This is a genomic window from Streptomyces sp. JK94, assembly GCF_053613315.1.
Genome location: NZ_JBSICH010000001.1, coordinates 454,573 through 471,998 on the forward strand (window position 1 = coordinate 454,573; position 17,426 = coordinate 471,998).

Below are 17,426 nucleotides of genomic sequence, written 5' to 3' on the forward strand. Positions count from 1 at the left end.
GCCCAGCAGAACGGGAGCGGTCATGGCAATCCTGGCCTTCGGTGTCCAGGCGGACGAGAAGCCCCTGATCGAACAGGCCTTCCACGGCCACGACGAGGTCCGCTGCCTCGACGTCTTCCTCAACGGGGACACGGCCCCCATCGCGGCCGGCCACGAGATCATCTCGACGTCCGTCAACGCCGAACTCGGCGCGGACGTCCTCGAGACCCTCGCGGTCGGCGGCACCCGGATGGTGGCCCAGCGCTCCACCGGCTTCAACAACATCGACCTCGTCACGGCGGAGCGGCTCGGCATGACCGTCGCCCGGGTGTCGTACTACTCCCCGTACTCGGTGGCCGAGTTCGCCTGGGCCCTCGCCATGGCCGTCAACCGCCGGATCGTGCGGGCCTCCACCCGCACCCGGGACTTCGACTTCCGTCTGGACGGCCTGATGGGCCGGGACATGCACGGCCGCACCGCCGGTGTCCTCGGCACCGGCAAGATCGGTGAGGCCTTCGCCCGGATCGCCCACGGCTTCGGCATGCGGCTGCTCGGCTGGGACATCGCCGAGAACCCCGCCTGCGCGGACCTCGGCATGCGCTACGTCCCCAAGGACGAGCTGCTCGCCCGGTCCGACCTGATCTCCCTGCACCTCCCGCTGATGCCCGGGACCCAGCACCTGATCGACGCGACCGCCCTGCGGGCGATGCGGGACGACGCGATCCTGGTCAACTCCAGCCGCGGCGGCCTGATCGACACCGCCGCCCTGGTGACGGAGCTGCGCGCGGGCCGCTTCACCGGCGTGGGCCTGGACGTGTACGAGGCGGAGGCGGGCCTGTTCTTCCTCGACAAGTCCCTGGAGGCCATCGCCGACGACACCCTGGCCCGCCTCGTCACCTTCCCGAACGTGCTGGTCACCTCGCACCAGGCGTACTACACCGAGGACGCCGTCGGCCAGATCGTCGACGCCACGGTGCGGAACGTCCTCGACTACCGGGAGGGCCGCCGCTCGGAGAACGTGCTCGTACCGCGCAGCTGACCGGCCAGCTCCCGCACGATCGCCGCGCCGTTCAGCGTCAGCACCGACTCGGGGTGGAACTGGACGCCCGCGAAGCCGGGCCCCCGCAGCGCGTGCACCTCGCCGTTCGGGGCGCGGCTCACCTCCACGCCGCGCGCGGTGAGCTGCCGGAGGGCGTCCTCGTCGCAGCGCGCGGTGAAGCTGTTGTAGAAGCCCACGGTCTCGCGCCGTCCGAACAGGTCGATCTCCGTCTGCGCCCCCTGGTACGGCACCTCCTTGCGGACGACGTCCAGCCCCAGCTCGGCGGCGATCAGCTCGTGCCCGAGGCAGACACCGAGGACGCCGTGCCGGTGCACGGGGGTCCCTCCGACCGCGCGCAGCCGGGTGCGGGGGAGGAGCACCTCGGCGGTCAGGGCGCGCAGGAAGCGCATCTTCGGGTCGGCGGGGTCGGACGGGTCACCGGGACCGGGACCCAGCACCACCGGGCCCTCGTGGCCGAGCACCGCCTCGCGCAGCCCCGGCTCGTCGTAGCGCCGCACGCTCACCGCGAGCCCCGACGAGCGCAGCACGTGCGCCAGCATCGCCGTGAAGGTGTCCTCCCCGTCGACGACCAGGGCGTGGCCCTCCAGTACGTCCGACGGCTCCTGCATCCGCAGCCAGAACGGGGCCAGGGAGGCGCGGCGCCCGTCCAGTGCCGCCCGGACGCGCGGGTCGTCGGCCAGCTTCGGCCGCTCGGCCTCCGCACGCGGCCGGGACGGACGTACGCCCAGCGCGGCCAGCATTCCGGCCGCCTTGGCGTGGGTCTCCGCGACCTCGCCCGCCGGGACCGAGCCCCGCACCAGCGTCGCGCCGACCGGCACCCGCAGCCGCCCGGCGGCGTCGATGTCGGCGGTGCGGATGAGAATGGGGGAGTCGAGGGTCTGGGCGCCGCCGGGATCCCGGCCCAGCAGCGCCAGCGCCCCCGCGTAGTAGCCGCGCCCCCCGGACTCGTGCCGCTCGATGACCCGGCAGGCGTTCTGCACCGGCGAGCCGGTGACCGTCGCCGCGAACATGGTCTCCTTCAGCACCTCCCGCACGTCCAGCGAGGAACGGCCGCGCAGTTCGTACTCGGTGTGCGCCAGGTGTGCCATCTCCTTCAGCCGCGGGCCGACGACCACGCCGCCCATGTCGCCGACGGTGCACATCATCTTGAGCTCCTCGTCGACCACCATCGACAGCTCCTCGATCTCCTTGCCGTCGGCGAGGAAGCGGAGCAGGTGCTCGGGGGTCGGTCCCTCGGCGGGATAGCGGTAGGTCCCGCTGATCGGGTTCATGACGACCGTGCCACCCACCCGTCGCCCACCAGCGCCCTCGGCCGGCGGAGCGTCGCGCTCCCCCCTCCCACCTGCCCGTCGCCCACCAGCGCCTTCGGCCGGACATCCGCCCCGCCCGCCGGACATCCGCACGTGCACCTCGGGGCTGGCCCCGACCAGTGTCCGGTCCCCGGTGTGCACGACGAACGTCCAGTACGCGCCCCGCTCGCCCTCCAGCAGCCGCCGGAACAGCGCCAGCGCGTCCGCCCGCCCGAACCCCGGGACGCGGCCCTCGTACGTCCGGCGGATCACGAAGTTGGCGCCCTCACCGGCCGCGATCTCCTCGTCCAGCACCCGCCCGACGATCCGCGCGTACTCCTCGTCACCGACGTCGAACCCGCCGCCCTCGACGCGGACGTCGTGTGCGGGGAGCCGGTCGAGGGCCTCGGAGAGCGGGATGTCGTACCGCTCCTCGGGGGTCAGCACCAGCAGCGGCGTGCCGTCGTCGCGGACGTCGAAACCGCGCTCGCGGATCTGCCGGAAGGGGACCAGCGCCAGCCCCTCGTCGGGCAGGTCGGCGAGTGTGTCGTGCTCCGCCACCGGGCCGAGCAGCAGCTCCACGGTGTCGTGATCGCGGCCCGGGGTGCGGCGGCGGAGCAGGGCGAACGGGCGGGGGTCGGCCCCGAGGGCGTCGAGCGGTGTCATGGGTCCGTTTCCTTCTCGGTCTGTCGGAGAGAGGAACGGTCCCTGGTCGCGAAAACGCCGAAGGCCGCCCCTCGGGCGGCCTTCGCGACGTCGTGCGTGACGCGCAGTCAGTGGGCCGCCGGATGAGCGGTCCACCACCAGTTCTGGATCGAGTGCGCGAACATGGCGCCGACCCTAACGCATCCGCCCGCGGCACCGCAGCACGTCCCGGGAAGCGGAACGCGGAACGCGTACCACCCGCGGCGCCGCGGGTGGTACGAGGGGCACGGCGGCCCGCCGGGCGGGCGCGCCGGACGACCGCGTCGTCCACGGTGAGGTGCCCACGTCCCGGCGGGCCGCCCGCACAGGGGTGCCGTCTCACCTGTCGAGCCGTGCGAAAACCGCGTGACACGACCCCGTAGGGTTGAGGGGTGACCGTGAACGCTAAGACCAGCCCGAGCGCTGGCAACACCTGGCGAGACCTGCCCGCGGCGCAGCAGCCCGAGTACCCCGACACCGAGGCTCTGCGCGCAGTGATCGCGGACCTCGAGTCGTATCCGCCGCTCGTCTTCGCGGGCGAGTGCGACCAGCTGCGCGCCCGGATGGCGGCCGTCGCCAAGGGAGAGGCGTTCCTCCTCCAGGGCGGCGACTGCGCCGAGGCCTTCGACGCGGTGTCCGCGGACCACATCCGCAACAAGCTGAAGACACTGCTCCAGATGGGCGCCGTGCTCACGTACGCCGCCTCCGTGCCCGTGGTGAAGGTGGGCCGGATCGCCGGCCAGTACTCCAAGCCGCGCTCCAAGCCGACCGAGACCCGCGACGGGGTGACGCTGCCGACCTACCGCGGCGACTCCGTCAACGGCTTCGACTTCACCGAAGCGGCCCGGGTCCCGGACCCCGAGCGGCTCAAGCGCATGTACCACGCGTCGGCCTCCACGCTGAACCTGGTGCGCGCCTTCACCACCGGCGGCTACGCCGACCTGCGCCAGGTGCACGCCTGGAACCAGGACTTCGTGAAGTCCTCGCCCTCCGGCCAGCGCTACGAGCAGCTCGCCCGGGAGATCGACCAGGCGCTGAACTTCATGCACGCCTGCGGCACGGACCCGGAGGAGTTCAAGACCGTCGAGTTCTTCTCCTCGCACGAGGCGCTGCTGCTCGACTACGAGTCGGCGCTCACCCGCGTCGACTCGCGCACCGGGCAGCTGTACGACGTCTCCGCGCACATGGTGTGGATCGGCGAGCGCACCCGGCAGCTGGACCACGCGCACATCGAGTTCGCCTCGCGGATCCGCAACCCGATCGGCATCAAGCTCGGCCCGAGCACCACGGCCGAGGAGGCGCTCCAGTACATCGAGCGCCTGGACCCCGAGCGCGAGCCCGGCCGGCTGACCTTCATCGTCCGGATGGGCGCGGACAAGATCCGCGACAAGCTCCCCGAGCTGGTGGAGAAGGTCACCGCCTCCGGTGCCGCCGTCGCCTGGATCACCGACCCGATGCACGGCAACACCTACGAGGCCGCCTCCGGCCACAAGACGCGCCGCTTCGACGACGTGCTCGACGAGGTCAAGGGCTTCTTCGAGGTCCACAAGGCGCTCGGCACCCACCCGGGCGGCATCCACGTGGAGCTGACCGGTGACGACGTCACCGAGTGCGTGGGCGGCGGCGACGAGATCTTCGTCGACGACCTGCACCAGCGCTACGAGACGGCCTGCGACCCGCGCCTGAACCGCAGCCAGTCGCTCGACCTGGCGTTCCTGGTGGCGGAGATGTACCGGGACCAGTGACGGTCCGCCCGTCACCCGGGCGGCAGGACAGGGAATGGGGCGCGGGTCACATACGATCCGCGCCCCCTCCACTTTTGCCGGCCTGGCGCGATGGGTAAGGTTAGGTTTGCCTCACCGATCAGTCGGGCTCCCCGGTCGTCGGTACGGCACGACCTTGTATCCCGCTCGGGAGGTGAACCGCGTGTTCGTCTGCAGCTGCTTCGGTGTCACCGAGGAACAGGTGAAGGGCCACGCGGAAGCCGGTGCCTGCACGCCCCGGCAGATCGCCTCCGCCTGCAAGGCGGGAACGGACTGCGGCGGCTGCGTACGACGCATCCAGGCCCTCCTCGGCCGCGGCGCGTGCCCGCGCCGGGAACTGGCCGACCAGGGTGAACCGGTCCTCGCGAAGCTGCCGGAAGCGGCCTAGCCGGCCGCAAGCGGCCTGGCTAGATCGAGCCGGGGCCGGAGGAGTCCGGCTGCGACTGCTCGATGACCGTGGACAGGTAGAGGGACTCGCCCAGCTTCTCGATCAGGTCGAGCTGGGTCTCCAGGTAGTCGATGTGGTGCTCCTCGTCGGCGAGGATGGCCTCGAAGAGGTTGGCCGACGTGATGTCGTGCTTGGCCCGCATCACCTCGATGCCCCGGCGCAGCCGGTCGATCGCCTCGACCTCGATCTCCCGGTCCGCCTGGAACATCTCGGTCACGCTCTGGCCGACCCGCACGTGGAAGAGCCGCTGGTAGTTCGGCAGGCCGTCGAGGAGCAGGATGCGGTCGGTGAGCGCCTCGGCGTGGCGCATCTCGTCGAAGGACTCCGCGCGCGTGTACTTCGCGAGCTTCGTCCAGCCCTTGTGGTCCTGCAGCTTCGCGTGCAGGAAGTACTGGTTGATCGCCGTGAGCTCGGCGGTCAGCTGCTCATTGAGGAACTCGATGACCTCGGGGTCGCCCTGCATCGCTTGACGCTCCTTCGAACGGGAACTGGCGTGTTGCGCCGCATGATTGCACCGGTATCGAAGAGCGTCCAGTAAGTCTCTACTTAGTAAGTAAGTACATGCTTAGTCCTTGACGTCCTGGTTTGCCTTGTTCGCCCGAATGTAAGAGGGCGGGTCAGGGGTATCGGTCCGGGTCTGTCAGGATGGAGGCATGGGTCAGCCGGCGGGACACGAAGCGGGAGAAGGCGGGTCGCAGGGAGCGCAGCGGTTCGAGCTTCCGCCGGGACAGCGGCTCCAGCGCGGCTGGCCGGTCACCCACTACGGGCCGGTCCCCAGGTTCCGTCCCGAGCGCTGGGAGTTCCGGGTCTTCGGCGCCACCGCCGACGGTGACAAGCGCGGCTGGACCCACGAGGAGTTCACCGCCCTGCCGTACACCACGGTCGTCGCCGACCTGCACTGCGTCACGAAGTTCAGCATGCTCGGCTCCGAGTGGGGCGGCGTGCCGGCCGCCACGATCCTCGGCCTCGTCCCGCCCGCGCCGGCCGTCACCCATGTGATGGTGTGGGCGGAGTACGGATTCAGCTCGAACCTGCGGCTGTCCGACTTCGCCGCCGAGCACACCCTCTTCGCCACCCACAAGGACGGCGAGCTGCTCACCGCCGAGCACGGCTTCCCGCTGCGACTCGTCGTCCCGCACCTGTACGCCTGGAAGGGCCCGAAGTGGGTGCGCGGCGTCGAGTACATGACCGCCGACCGCCGGGGCTTCTGGGAGGAGCGCGGCTACCACAACGTCGGCGACCCCTGGCGGGAGCAGCGCTACTCCTACCAGGAGGAGCCCGGGGACGGCCCCGGCCTCTGACCCGCCCCGCCTCTTCGGGATCAGCCGTCGCGCAGCTTCTTCAGCCGCTCCACGTCCGCCGCGTGCCCCTCCTTGCCGCCCGGCGTCTCGATGACCAGTGGCACGCCCTCGGTCGCGGGATGGGTCATCAGCGCCCGGAACGGGTCCTCGCCGATGTGACCGGCGCCGATGTTCTCGTGCCGGTCCTTGTGGGCGCCGGCCACGTCCTTGGAGTCGTTGGCGTGGATCAGCTTCAGCCTGCCCTCGCCGACCGTGTCGACCAGCAGGTCCAGCGTCCGGTGCATGCCGGACGGTCCGGTCAGGTCGTGTCCCGCCGCGAAGACGTGGCAGGTGTCCAGGCAGACGCCGAGCTTCGGGTGGGCGTCCAGTGCCGCGAAGTAGGGCCCGAAGTCCCAGGTCCGCGAGCACAGGGAGGCGCCCTGGCCGGCGGTCGACTCCAGCAGCAGGTACGGGTCGTCCTCGTGGGTGAGTTCGTCGAGCAGCGGCAGCAGGTGCTCCCGGACCTGCCTCAGCGCCACCGAACGGTCCCGCCCGCCGGTCGCGCTGCCGGTGTGCACGACCACGCCGAGCGCCCCGATCGCCCGCCCGCGCCGCAGCGAGTGGCGCAGGGACTCCACCGACCGCTCCACCGTGGCCCCGGTGTGCGAGCCGAAGTTGATCAGGTACGGCGCGTGCACGTACGCGGGGACCGCCCCCGCCGCGCAGGCCTCCCGGAACGCCTCGTCCTGCTTCGGGTTGCCGGCCGGAGTGGCCCAGCCGCGCGGATTGGCGACGAAGACCTGCACGGCCTCCGCCTTCAGCTCACGGGCGTAGGACAGGCCCACGGAGTGCAGGCCGCCGGCCACGGGGACGTGACCGCCGACGGGGTTGCGGGGCGGCGCGGGGGAGGGGGCGGACTGTTGACTCTTCACCCGTCCAGGGTGTCATGCCAGGTCGGGCCCCCGGGCCGTGAGAGCCGTCACCTGATGGTGATCTTGATGGTGGAGCCCTTGGGGGCCGTGTCCCCACCGTCGACGGACTGGTCCTTCACGGTGTCGCCGAACAGCCCGAGCAGGCCCCGGTCCTCGTCCACGTCGAAGCCGGCGTCCTTCAGCTTCCGCTTGGCGTCGTCCACGCTGTCGCCGACCACGTCCGGCACCTCGATCATCTCGGGCCCCTTGGACACCGTGAGCGTCACCGTGTCGCCCTCGGCCGCCCGACTGCCCGGGTCCGGCGTCTGCCGGGCGACCCGGCCCTTGTCGTACTCGGAGTTCACCTGCGCGGTGGCGACCTTCACCTTCAGACCGGCTTCCGTCAGCTCGGCCCTCGCGTCGGCCAGGTCGTCACCGGCGACGTCCGGAACGTCGACGGGGCTGCCCTTGCTGACCTCCAGGGCGACCGCCGAACCCGCGCGCACCGTGGTGCCCGTCGCCGGCTTCGTGGAGATCACGAAGCCCTTGGGCACCTCTTCGCTGAAGGCCCGGGTCACCATGCCCGGCTCCAGCCCCTCGTCCTTCAGCAGGGTCCGCGCCCGGTCCAGCTTGTAACCCTGCAGGTCCGGCAGTTTCACGGTGTCGGGACCGTCGGAGACCGTGAACGACACGGAGTCGTTCTTGCGGATGCGGGTGCCCGCGCCGGGGTCGGTGCTGATGACCTTGCCGCGCTCCACGGTGTCGCTGTAGGCGTGCCGGACCGTGCCGACGTCCAGGCCGGAGTCCGCCAGCCGGTCCCGGGCCTGTGCCTCGGTCCTGGACAGCAGCGGCGGCACCTTGGTGAACTGGCCGGAGTTGATGTACCAGAAGCCCGTGCCGCCACCGAGCACCAGCAGGACGGCCACGACGATCGCGAGCGGGCCGCGCCGCAGCTCCGGCCGGCGCCGCCGGGGCGGCACCGGCGGGGGAGCGGCCAGCCGGCTGGTGCGGTGGACTCCGTCCGGGGGGTGCGGGCTGGCCGTGTCTCCGTCCTCGTCGAGGGGCAGCGGCCGGGACGGGTGTCCCTCCGCGCGCGCGAAGCCGGGCGCCGGGGTGGTCAGCGCGCGGGGGATCACGCTCGTGCGGTCCTCGGCGTTGTCGTGCTCCGTGCCGAGCGCCTGCGGCGGCACCGCGTCCAGCTGGTCCGCGCTCAGCGTCCCCCGCGCCCGGCGGGCCAGGGCGAGCAGCGCCACGGCGTCGTGCGGACGGATCCCGGGGTTGCGCGCGGTCGCCGAGGCGACCAGCTCGTCCAGCTCGTACGCCATCTCCGGCACGGCGGCCGACGGCGGCGGCACGTCCTCGTGGAGGTGCTTGTAGAGCACCTGGGCCGGGGAGTCGCCCTCGTGCGGCTTGCCGCCGGTCAGCATCTCGTACAGCACGACACCGCACGCGTACACGTCGACCCGGGGATCGGCCGTGCCGTGCTCGATCTGCTCGGGCGCCAGGTAGGATACGGTTCCGAGGACGGAACCGGTGGTGCTGGTGACGGTGTCCACGGCCCGGACCAGTCCGAAGTCGGCCACCTTGACCCGGCCGTCGTCCCCTATCAGGACGTTCTCCGGCTTCATGTCCCGGTGCACGAACCCGGCCCGGTGCGCGGCGCCGAGCGCGGCCAGCACCGGCTCCAGGATGTCCAGCGCGGCCCGCGGCCGGAGCGCCCCGCGCTCGCGCAGCACGTCGCGCAGGGTGCAGCCGGCGATGTACTCCATCGCCAGGTAGACGTACGCCCCCTCGGCCCCCTGGTCGAAGACCTGCACGACGTTGGGGTGGTCGAGCCGGGCCACCGACTTCGCCTCGCGGATGAACCGCTCCACGAAGGTGGCGTCGGTCGCGAGCGCCGGGTGCATCACCTTCAGCGCGAGCACGCGGTCCAGGCGGGTGTCCACGGCCCGGTAGACCGTGGCCATCCCGCCGACCGCGATCCGCGCCTCGACGCGGTACCGGCCGTCGAGCACCTGCCCGACGAGGGGGTCCTGAAGGGTCGTGTCCACGCAGGTGAGTGTACGAGCCACCACGGACACCCCGCGTCGTCGTCCGCGAACGGGGGCGGTACTGCAGCGCACCTGTGACGCTTCCCACGCGCGGCGGCCGTCCGCCGCGCGACCCCGTGCGCGGAGCAGCGGGACGGCTCGCGGGTCACCGGGGGGTGGGGCGGCGCGGGGTCACCGGGGAGCGGGGCGCGCGCGGGGTCACCGGAAAGCGGGCCGCTCCGGGTCGAGTGCCGCCAGGCCCTCCGCGGGTGAGGACGCCGACGCGAAGTGCCGCCGCGGAATCCGCCCCGCCAGCCGGGCCAGCCGCCCCGCCTCCACCGCGGAGCGCATCGCGGCGGCCATCAGCACCGGCTCCTGCGCCCGCGTCACCGCCGACGCCAGCATCACCCCCGCGCACCCCAGCTCCATCGCCAGCGCCACGTCCGACGCCGTACCGGCCCCCGCGTCCAGGATCACGGGCACGCGCGCGTGCTCCACGATCAGCTCGAAGTTGTGCGGGTTGCGGATGCCGAGCCCGGACCCGATCGGCGAGCCGAGCGGCATGATCGCGGCGCAGCCGACGTCCTCCAGCTTCCGCGCGAGGACCGGGTCGTCGTTGGTGTACGGCAGTACCGTGAACCCGTCGTCGACCAGCGTCTCCGCCGCGTCCAGCAGCTCGATCGGGTCCGGCAGCAGGGTGCGCTCGTCGGCGATGACCTCCAGCTTGACCAGGTCCGTGCCGAGCGCCTCGCGCGCCAGACGGGCGGTGAGGACGGCCTCCCCGGCGGTGAAGCAGCCCGCCGTGTTGGGCAGCACCCGGATGCCGAGCTTCTCCAGCACCGACAGCACGGACCCGTGCACCGAGGCGTTCACCCGCCGCATCGCGACGGTCGTCAGCTCCGTCCCGGAGGCCACGAGCGCGCGCTCCAGCACGTCGAGGCTGGGCGCCCCGCCCGTGCCCATGATCAGGCGGGACGCGTACGACGTTCCGCCGAGGAGGAAGGGGTCGTCGGCCATGGTCAGCCTCCTTGGACAGCGGTGAGGACCTCGACGCGGTCGCCGTCGGCCAGCACGGTGGCGGACCACCGCGCGCGCGGGACGACGGTTTCGTTCAGGGCGGCGGCGACCCCGGACGGCGCCGCGGTGAGCGCGCCCACCAGGGTGTCCAGGGCGGTTCCGGGAGCCACCTCGCGCGGCTCACCGTTGACGCGGACGTTCATGCGGGCTGCTCCGAGTGTGCGGGGGCGGCGCTGAAACGCCGCGGGGTGAAGGGGCGGGCCTCGGCCGGAAGCTCTCCGGTGGTCAGGACGTGCGCCATGGCGTCGCCGGTCACCGGGGTGAGCAGCACGCCGTTGCGGTAGTGCCCGGTGGCCAGCAGCAACCCCTCCAGCTCGGTCGGGCCGAGCAGCGGGGCGTTGTCCGGGGAGCCCGGCCGCAGTCCCGCCCGGGTCTCCGTCAGGGGCAGCTCGGTGATGCCGGGGACCAGCTCGTGGGCGTCGCGCAGCAGCTCGTAGACGCCGCCCGCGGTCACCGTCGTGTCCCAGCCCAGCTCCTCGCTGGTGGCGCCGACGACCAGCTCGCCGCTCTCCCGCGGCACCAGGTAGAGCGGGTTGCCGCGCACCACGGCCCGCACGGTCCGGTTCAGCAGGGGCCCGTGCGCCACCGGCATCGCCAGCCGCAGCACCTGCCCCTTCACGGGCCGCACCGGCGGCAGCACGTCGTCCGGCACTCCCGCGAGCCGTCCACTCAGGCTGCCCCCGGCCAGTACCACCTGCCCGGCCTGCCACGCCGTGCCGTCGGCCGCGACCACCCCCGTGGCCCGCCCACCGCGCCCGACGGTGAGCCGCTCGGCCCACACCCGGTGGAACACCACGCCCGCGCGTGCGCAGGCGGCCACGAGCGCGCCGGCGAGGCGCCGGGGGTCGACCTGATGGTCGCCGTCCACCCGGAGCCCCCCGCGCACGCCCGGCGCGAGCATCGGCTCCAGACGGCGGCACTCGCGCCCCGACAGCCACTCGGACTCCAGCCCCGAGCGCTGCTGGAGCGCGTGCAGGTCCCTGAGGTGGGCGCGGTCGTCGGCGTCCAGTGCCACGGCGAGGGTGCCGCATCGGCGGTAACCGAGGTCGTGGCCCGTGCAGTCGGCCAGCTCGGCCGCGAAATCCGGATAACGGCTCGCCGAGGCGAGGTTCAGGGCGAGCAGCGTCTGCTCCCCGTAGTGCAGCTCCGTGACGGCGGCCAGCATGCCGGCCGCCACCTGGGCGGCCCCACCGCCCGGCTCGGGGTCCACGAGCGCCGTGACGAGCCCGCGCTGCGCGGCCCGCCACGCCGTGACCAGGCCGATGACCCCACCGCCCACGACCAGGACGTCCGGCGTGCGCGACGCCGCCGGCGAGCCGGGTGCGGTGGATGCGGCGGAGGCCGCCGACGTGGTGGGTGCGGCCGATGCGGCAGCGGTGTCAGGAGTCGATGGTGACGACATGGGCGTCCAGCCCCTCCCTTCGCCGGCATGACCCGGATCAGGTTCGTACGGTCGGAGGCCGCCAGCCTCCCTCTCAGCCCGGTGCGTCCGGGCTCCCGCGAGTGCTTTACGTTGGCCACCCTAGCCCGCAGCGCATCGCACTCGTAAGGGAGCCTCCCACCGTGGCGCGTTCACTCGACGGTCTCGTCCTCTCGCCTGTCGCCGACCAGGCGCCCGGCCAGGTGGGTACGCGCACCCGGTTCGCCTACCACGAGCGGGACGGCGCCGTGTGGGCCGAGTACGAGGGCGGTGACGTGGTCCGCGGCCGTCTGGTGGGCACCCGGGAGGGAGACCGGCTCGACTTTCGGTACGTGCAGCTCAAAACGGACGGCAGCACGTCCTCGGGGCACTGCGTGTCGACCGTCGTCGACCTGCCGGACGGGCGGGTGCGCCTGGACGAGACCTGGGAGTGGGAGTCGCAGCGGGGCAGCGGGACGAGCGTTGTGGAGCAGGTCACTGCGCACGGGCACTGACTGACGGGCCGTCAGCTGTCTAAGGTGATCAGGTGAGCGAGCAGACGCAGGAGCAGACCCGGCCACGCGCGGCGGACACGGCGCGCCGCGTGGTCGTCGTGGGCGCGGGCATGGCGGGCGTGCAGACCGCGGTCGCCCTGCGGGAGCAGGGCTTCACCGGCACCGTGACACTGATCGGCGCGGAACCGCACCAGCCGTACGACCGCCCCCCGCTCTCCAAGGCCGTCCTGCTCGGCACCGCCGAGGGCTCCGCCTTCGACGTCGACTTCGAGGCGCTCGGCATCACCCTGCGCCTGGGCTGCGAAGCCCTGGGCGTGCGTCCCGGCGCACACGCCCTCGACACCTCCGCGGGACCCGTGCCGTACGACGCCCTGGTCCTCGCGACCGGCGCCGAGCCGATCCGGCTCCCCGGCACCGAGGGCGTACCGGGCGTGCACCTGCTGCGCACCCTGGACGACGCCAGACGGCTGCGCCCGGTGCTCGCCCGGCAGCACGACATCGTGGTCGTCGGCGCCGGCTGGATCGGCGCGGAGTTCACCACCGCCGCGCTCGAGGCGGGCTGCGCGGTGACCGTCGTGGAGGCCGCCGGCCGGCCCCTCGCCGGCGCGCTGCCCGCCGAGGTGGCCGCGCCGATGAGCGCCTGGTACGCCGACGCGGGCGCGGTACTGCGCACGCACGCACGCGTGGAGCGCGTCGAGCCCGCCGCACCGGGAGGGCCCGGCCACGTGGTCCTCGACGACGGTTCGCGGCTGCCCGCCGGCGCGGTCGTCGTCGGCATCGGGGCCCGGCCGGCCACCGCGTGGCTCGCCGGCTCGGGGATCGACCTCGGCGCGCACGGCGACGTCCTGGCCGACGACCGCCTGCGCACCTCCGTGCCCGGCGTCCACGCGGTCGGCGACTGCGCGTCCTTCCCCTCCGGCCGCTACGGGCAGCGGCTGATGGTGCACCACTGGGACAACGCCCTCCAGGGCCCGCGCACGGTCGCCGCCGACATCGTCGGAGCCCGCGCCGACGAGGCTCCCGGGGCCTACGATCCGGTGCCGTACTTCTGGTCCGAGCAGTTCGGCCGCTTCGTCCAGTACGCCGGTCACCACACGGCCTCCGACACCACCCTGTGGCGCGGTGACCCCTCGGGGCCCGCCTGGACGGTCTGCTGGCTGCGCGAGGACCGTCTGGTCGCCCTGCTGGCGGTGGGCCGCCCCCGGGACCTGGCGCAGGGCAGACGCCTGATCCAGGCGGGCGCCACGATGAACCCGCGGCTGCTCGCGGACCCGGCGAGGCCCCTGAAAGCGGCGACGGCGTAGTCCCTCCGCGTCCTCCCGCCCCGCCGCGGCCCCGTGCCGGACGGGTCCGGCTTCCGACTGTCGGTGCAAGATGGCAGGCTGGAGGCGTGACCGAGATTGACGCAAAGATCGATGCTCTCGTGCCTGCCTGGCTCACCGTCCCCGACATCGCCGAGATGCTCGGCGTCGAGGTGACCCGCGTGCGCCAGCTGATCAAGGAGGGCCAGCTCATCGCCGTACGCCGCGGCGAGAACCGGGCGCTGCACATCCCGGCGGCCTTCATCGACGAGGACAAGGTGGTCAAGGGCCTGTTCGGGACCCTGACGCTGCTGCGGGACGACGGCTTCACGCCCGAGGAGATGCTGGAGTGGCTCTTCACGCCGGACCCGTCGCTGCCCGGCACCCCCGCGCAGGCGCTGAGCGAGAATCGCGGCACGGAGGTGAAGCGCCGCGCCCAGGCGCTCGCCGTCTGACCTGACACCACGCCCGGCGCACGAACCGCGCGCGGTCCCCCGCACAGGGGGACACACGGCCCGTCCGCCCGGACCGCGGCCCCGCCGCCGCACGCCACCCGGGTGCGCCACGGTCCGTTGCCGCCGCCCCTGCACGCGGGCGGCGGTACGAGCCGGCCACTCGCCAGGTCCGCGGTCCGCGGCGCGCACGGTCGCCGGCGCCGACGGCGCGCCGCCCGGCCGCCGGGACCGCCCCCCCGTCCACCACGCCCTGCCGGGTGCGGCGTGCCCGCAGCCCGTACGCCGGGGCCGCGCTCCGCTCGCCGTCCCGCACCCGCGGGCCGTGGAGCGCCACGGTCCGCACTCCGGGGCCGGGCGCCCACCGCGGGCCGCGGTGGCCGTGCGGTCCGCAAGCCGAGGCCGTCTGCTCACCACGGCCCACGCCACCGACCTGAGGGAACCCGCATGCCCGAGACCACCGCCGCCACCGCCCGCACCCGGCTCGCCGACGCGCGGCTCTACCTGTGCACGGACGCCCGCCGCGACCAGGGCGACCTGCCCGAGTTCCTGGACGCGGTGCTGGCCGGCGGCGTCGACATCGTGCAGCTGCGCGACAAGGGCATGGAGGCGGCCGAGGAACTGGAGCACCTCCAGGTCTTCGCCGACGCCTGCGCCCGCCACGGCAAGCTCCTCGCGGTCAACGACCGGGCCGACGTGGCCCACGCCGCCCGCGCCGACGTGCTGCACCTCGGACAGGGCGACCTCCCGGTGCCCGCGGCCCGCGCCATCCTGGGCGACGACGTCCTCGTCGGCCGCTCCACGCACGCCGGGTCCGAGGCCGCTGCCGCCGCCGTCCAGGACGGCGTGGACTACTTCTGCACCGGCCCCTGCTGGCCGACCCCGACCAAGCCCGGTCGCCACGCACCCGGCCTCGGCCTGGTCCGGCACACGGCGTCCCTCGGCACCGAACGCCCCTGGTTCGCCATCGGCGGCATCGATCTCGGCAACCTCGACGAGGTCCTGGAGGCCGGCGCCCGGCGAGTCGTCGTGGTCCGCGCGATCACCGCCGCCGACGACCCGGGCGCGGCGGCGGCCGAGTTCGCCGGGCGCCTGCGGCAGGCGTAGGCCCGCAACGGCCCCGGACCCGGTCCGGGGCCGTTGCGGGGCCGTTGCGGGGAATGCCTCGGGCATGTGTCCAAAGGATGGACAACAACTCGACAAAGCAGACAAATATCCCGCATCCGGTGGGGTGACCGCCGCCCCCTGGCTAACCTGCCCGTATGGCCCTCGGAACCGCATCCACCAGGACGGACCGCGCACGCACCGTGCGCGACATCCTGGCCACCGGCAAGACGACGTACTCGTTCGAGTTCTCGGCGCCGAAAACGCCCAAGGGCGAGAAGAACCTGTGGAGCGCGCTGCGGCGGGTGGAGGCGGTCGCCCCGGACTTCGTCTCCGTGACCTACGGTGCCGGCGGTTCCACGCGGGCCGGCACGGTCAAGGAGACCGAGCAGATCGTCTCCGACACGACGCTGACCCCGGTCGCCCACCTCACCGCGGTCAACCACTCCATCGCCGAGCTGCGCAACATCATCGGCCAGTACGCCGACGCCGGCATCCGCAACATGCTGGCCGTGCGCGGCGACCCGCCCGGCGACCCCATGGGCGACTGGATCCCGCACCCGCAGGGCCTGACCTACGCCGCCGAGCTCGTCCGGCTCATCAAGGAGTCGGGCGACTTCTGCGTCGGCGTCGCGGCCTTCCCGGAGATGCACCCGCGCTCCGCCGACCGGGACACCGACGTGGCGCGCTTCGTCGACAAGTGCCGGGCCGGCGCCGACTACGCGATCACGCAGATGTTCTTCCAGCCCGAGTCCTACCTGCGTCTGCGCGACCGGGTCGCCGCGGCCGGCTGCGAGACCCCGGTCATCCCCGAGATCATGCCGGTGACCAGTGTGAAGATGCTGGAGAGGTTGCCGAAGCTCAGCAACGCCTCGTTCCCGGCCGAGCTGAAAGAGCGGATCCTCACAGCCAAGGACGATCCGGCGGCTGTACGCTCCATCGGTATCGAGTTCGCCACGGAGTTCTGCGCGCGGCTGCTGGCCGAGGGTGTGCCCGGACTGCACTTCATCACGCTGAACAACTCCACGGCGACTCTGGAAATCTACGAGAACCTGGGCCTGCACCACCCACCGCGGGCCTAGACCGGCCGCACATACTTGCGACACACTGCGTAGCGGCCACTGGGAGAGGGGCGTACATGGGCTGGGCGGTCCTCTACATCGCGTTCGGCGTCGTCGCACTGTGGCTGCTCGGTGAGGTGCTGCTGCAGTACAAGGCCCGGCTGCGCTGGCGGCTGCTCGCCTTCAGCGGCTTCCTCGGCGTCGTGGCCGGTGTGCTCATGTCGAACGTGATCGTCATCGGACTCGGTGCGGCCGCCTTCGCGATCGGCCAGACCTACGTCACGCTGTCGTTCCGCCGGGGCTTCGAGGCCGGCTGGGCGGTCAACGCCCCGGCGGGTCTCGCGGCCAGGCGCGGCCGTCTTGAACGGGGCCGCCAGGAGCCGACGCTGGAGGTCTCCGGCCTCGAAGCGGCCGAGGGCGCCCCCGACGAGCGCGACGCCTACGACCACGACGGTCGCACGCAGGCCCACGGACCCGACCGGGACGGCCTCCCGTACGGCCACGACGACTACGACCCCGACGACGTCTTCACCCCGGCCCGCCCCGTCGGCCCCACGGCCGCGGAGACCACCGCCGTCTACGAGCCGCAGCCCATGCCGGACGACACCAACTCGTACGGCGTGTACACCGACACCGGTTACGGCCACGACCAGCAGGCACCGGCCGCGCAGGGCGCCGACCAGTCCTACGGCTACGACTACTCCGGCTACGGCCGGCAGGGGTACGGCTACGACACCGGCGGCCAGCAGTACGCCGCCTACTCCGACCCGTACATCGGCACCCACACCTACGGCGGCGGGTCGTACGACACGGGTGGCTACGACACGCCGGGCGGCCAGCAGTACGGCCAGCAGGGCTACGGGCAGGACCCGTACGCCACCGGCACACCCGGCGGTCACGGCGGCGAGACCCCGGCCGGCGGCGTCTGGGTGCCGCAGCAGCGCAGCTCCGAGGACCCCTACGGCGGCGAACTCCCGCCCGAGCAGACGTATCCGTACCAGGGCGACGGTCAGCCGCACCACCAGGGCTACGACGAGCAGTACCGCTACTGACGGAGCGCGTGCGGTCCGGTG

The 17,426-nt window shown here is 73.0% G+C and carries 18 protein-coding genes and 1 riboswitch; of the genes, 10 read left to right on the forward strand and 8 right to left on the reverse strand.

All coding sequences use genetic code 11. The annotated features are described in order from the left end of the window. Positions 1-22 precede the first annotated feature (22 nt). Positions 23-1,018 (forward strand): 2-hydroxyacid dehydrogenase, encoded by a 996-nt coding sequence (locus ACVV2G_RS02155; RefSeq protein WP_453840807.1) that lies wholly within the window; start codon positions 23-25, stop codon positions 1,016-1,018. Here the strand turns inward: ACVV2G_RS02155 and ACVV2G_RS02160 are convergent. Together ACVV2G_RS02160 and ACVV2G_RS02165 are read right to left on the reverse strand one after the other, a co-directional pair. Next, complete coding sequence (locus tag ACVV2G_RS02160; protein ID WP_453840808.1) at positions 970-2,994, reverse strand: anthranilate synthase family protein; 2,025 nt, start codon at positions 2,992-2,994, stop codon at positions 970-972. The two genes, ACVV2G_RS02155 and ACVV2G_RS02160, sit on opposite strands and share 49 nt — an antisense overlap. Positions 2,995-3,101: 107 nt before the next feature. Continuing rightward, positions 3,102-3,158 (reverse strand): trp operon leader peptide, encoded by a 57-nt coding sequence (locus ACVV2G_RS02165; RefSeq protein WP_076973970.1) that lies wholly within the window; start codon positions 3,156-3,158, stop codon positions 3,102-3,104. 246 nt (positions 3,159-3,404) lie between these two features. Here ACVV2G_RS02165 and ACVV2G_RS02170 point away from each other — a divergent pair, with 246 nt between their 5' ends. Then, positions 3,405-4,757, forward strand: coding sequence for a class II 3-deoxy-7-phosphoheptulonate synthase (locus ACVV2G_RS02170; RefSeq protein ID WP_453840809.1), 1,353 nt, complete (start codon positions 3,405-3,407; stop codon positions 4,755-4,757). A gap of 172 nt (positions 4,758-4,929) precedes the next feature. After that, positions 4,930-5,163 carry a (2Fe-2S)-binding protein gene (locus ACVV2G_RS02175; protein ID WP_453840810.1) on the forward strand — a complete coding sequence of 78 codons (234 nt, stop codon included), beginning with the start codon at positions 4,930-4,932 and terminating at the stop codon, positions 5,161-5,163. Positions 5,164-5,182: 19 nt separating this feature from the next. Here the strand turns inward: ACVV2G_RS02175 and bfr are convergent, their stop codons facing one another. After that, positions 5,183-5,686 carry a bacterioferritin gene (gene bfr, locus ACVV2G_RS02180; RefSeq protein ID WP_453840811.1) on the reverse strand — a complete coding sequence of 168 codons (504 nt, stop codon included), beginning with the start codon at positions 5,684-5,686 and terminating at the stop codon, positions 5,183-5,185. 190 nt (positions 5,687-5,876) lie between these two features. Here bfr and ACVV2G_RS02185 point away from each other — a divergent pair, with 190 nt between their 5' ends. Beyond that, positions 5,877-6,524: a sulfite oxidase-like oxidoreductase gene (locus tag ACVV2G_RS02185; RefSeq protein WP_453840812.1), complete on the forward strand. Its 648-nt coding sequence runs from the start codon at positions 5,877-5,879 to the stop codon at positions 6,522-6,524. A gap of 20 nt (positions 6,525-6,544) precedes the next feature. On the opposite strand, the gene ACVV2G_RS02190 is transcribed toward ACVV2G_RS02185, so the two are convergent. The 5 genes from ACVV2G_RS02190 to thiO form a co-directional block, all read right to left on the reverse strand. Beyond that, positions 6,545-7,435 carry a deoxyribonuclease IV gene (locus ACVV2G_RS02190; protein ID WP_453840813.1) on the reverse strand — a complete coding sequence of 297 codons (891 nt, stop codon included), beginning with the start codon at positions 7,433-7,435 and terminating at the stop codon, positions 6,545-6,547. 47 nt (positions 7,436-7,482) lie between these two features. Beyond that, entirely contained in the window at positions 7,483-9,465 is a 1,983-nt protein-coding gene (pknB, locus tag ACVV2G_RS02195) for a Stk1 family PASTA domain-containing Ser/Thr kinase (RefSeq protein WP_453840814.1), read from the reverse strand. Positions 9,466-9,663: 198 nt separating this feature from the next. Further along, complete coding sequence (locus ACVV2G_RS02200) at positions 9,664-10,461, reverse strand: thiazole synthase (protein WP_453840815.1); 798 nt, start codon at positions 10,459-10,461, stop codon at positions 9,664-9,666. 2 nt (positions 10,462-10,463) lie between these two features. Next, positions 10,464-10,664: a sulfur carrier protein ThiS gene (gene thiS, locus ACVV2G_RS02205; protein ID WP_453840816.1), complete on the reverse strand. Its 201-nt coding sequence runs from the start codon at positions 10,662-10,664 to the stop codon at positions 10,464-10,466. Then, the gene (thiO, locus tag ACVV2G_RS02210) at positions 10,661-11,923 is read right to left on the reverse strand and encodes a glycine oxidase ThiO (protein WP_453840817.1); all 1,263 of its coding nucleotides are present in this window, start codon (positions 11,921-11,923) and stop codon (positions 10,661-10,663) included. Before thiO ends, thiS begins: the two co-directional genes overlap by 4 nt. Further along, positions 11,921-12,032: riboswitch (TPP riboswitch) on the reverse strand. Its footprint overlaps the gene before it by 3 nt. 52 nt (positions 12,033-12,084) lie before the next feature. Between thiO and ACVV2G_RS02215 the strand changes: the two genes are divergently transcribed. From ACVV2G_RS02215 to ACVV2G_RS02240, 6 genes are all read left to right on the forward strand, one after another. Beyond that, entirely contained in the window at positions 12,085-12,435 is a 351-nt protein-coding gene (locus ACVV2G_RS02215; RefSeq protein WP_453840818.1) for an avidin-fold protein, read from the forward strand. An 89-nt stretch (positions 12,436-12,524) separates the two neighbouring features. Further along, entirely contained in the window at positions 12,525-13,739 is a 1,215-nt protein-coding gene (locus ACVV2G_RS02220) for an NAD(P)/FAD-dependent oxidoreductase (RefSeq protein ID WP_453840985.1), read from the forward strand. Positions 13,740-13,825: 86 nt separating this feature from the next. Further along, on the forward strand, positions 13,826-14,191 hold the full coding sequence (locus ACVV2G_RS02225) for an Rv2175c family DNA-binding protein (protein ID WP_453840819.1): 366 nt from the start codon (positions 13,826-13,828) through the stop codon (positions 14,189-14,191). 444 nt (positions 14,192-14,635) lie between these two features. Beyond that, positions 14,636-15,295 carry a thiamine phosphate synthase gene (gene thiE, locus ACVV2G_RS02230; RefSeq protein ID WP_453840820.1) on the forward strand — a complete coding sequence of 220 codons (660 nt, stop codon included), beginning with the start codon at positions 14,636-14,638 and terminating at the stop codon, positions 15,293-15,295. A 155-nt stretch (positions 15,296-15,450) separates the two neighbouring features. Then, complete coding sequence (gene metF, locus ACVV2G_RS02235) at positions 15,451-16,374, forward strand: methylenetetrahydrofolate reductase [NAD(P)H] (protein ID WP_453840821.1); 924 nt, start codon at positions 15,451-15,453, stop codon at positions 16,372-16,374. A gap of 56 nt (positions 16,375-16,430) precedes the next feature. Then, positions 16,431-17,405: an SCO2102 family sporulation regulator gene (locus tag ACVV2G_RS02240; protein ID WP_453840822.1), complete on the forward strand. Its 975-nt coding sequence runs from the start codon at positions 16,431-16,433 to the stop codon at positions 17,403-17,405. Positions 17,406-17,426: the final 21 nt, after the last annotated feature.

What these genes read in the sequence shown, in the direction of transcription:
- ACVV2G_RS02155 (WP_453840807.1), top strand. Translation starts at nt 23, where the DNA reads ATGGCAATCCTGGCCTTCGGTGTCCAGGCGGACGAGAAGCCCCTGATC.
- ACVV2G_RS02160 (WP_453840808.1), bottom strand. Translation starts at nt 2,994, where the DNA reads ATGACACCGCTCGACGCCCTCGGGGCCGACCCCCGCCCGTTCGCCCTG.
- bfr (WP_453840811.1), bottom strand. Translation starts at nt 5,686, where the DNA reads ATGCAGGGCGACCCCGAGGTCATCGAGTTCCTCAATGAGCAGCTGACC.
- ACVV2G_RS02185 (WP_453840812.1), top strand. Translation starts at nt 5,877, where the DNA reads ATGGGTCAGCCGGCGGGACACGAAGCGGGAGAAGGCGGGTCGCAGGGA.
- ACVV2G_RS02200 (WP_453840815.1), bottom strand. Translation starts at nt 10,461, where the DNA reads ATGGCCGACGACCCCTTCCTCCTCGGCGGAACGTCGTACGCGTCCCGC.
- thiS (WP_453840816.1), bottom strand. Translation starts at nt 10,664, where the DNA reads ATGAACGTCCGCGTCAACGGTGAGCCGCGCGAGGTGGCTCCCGGAACC.
- thiO (WP_453840817.1), bottom strand. Translation starts at nt 11,923, where the DNA reads ATGTCGTCACCATCGACTCCTGACACCGCTGCCGCATCGGCCGCACCC.
- thiE (WP_453840820.1), top strand. Translation starts at nt 14,636, where the DNA reads ATGCCCGAGACCACCGCCGCCACCGCCCGCACCCGGCTCGCCGACGCG.
- metF (WP_453840821.1), top strand. Translation starts at nt 15,451, where the DNA reads ATGGCCCTCGGAACCGCATCCACCAGGACGGACCGCGCACGCACCGTG.
- ACVV2G_RS02240 (WP_453840822.1), top strand. Translation starts at nt 16,431, where the DNA reads ATGGGCTGGGCGGTCCTCTACATCGCGTTCGGCGTCGTCGCACTGTGG.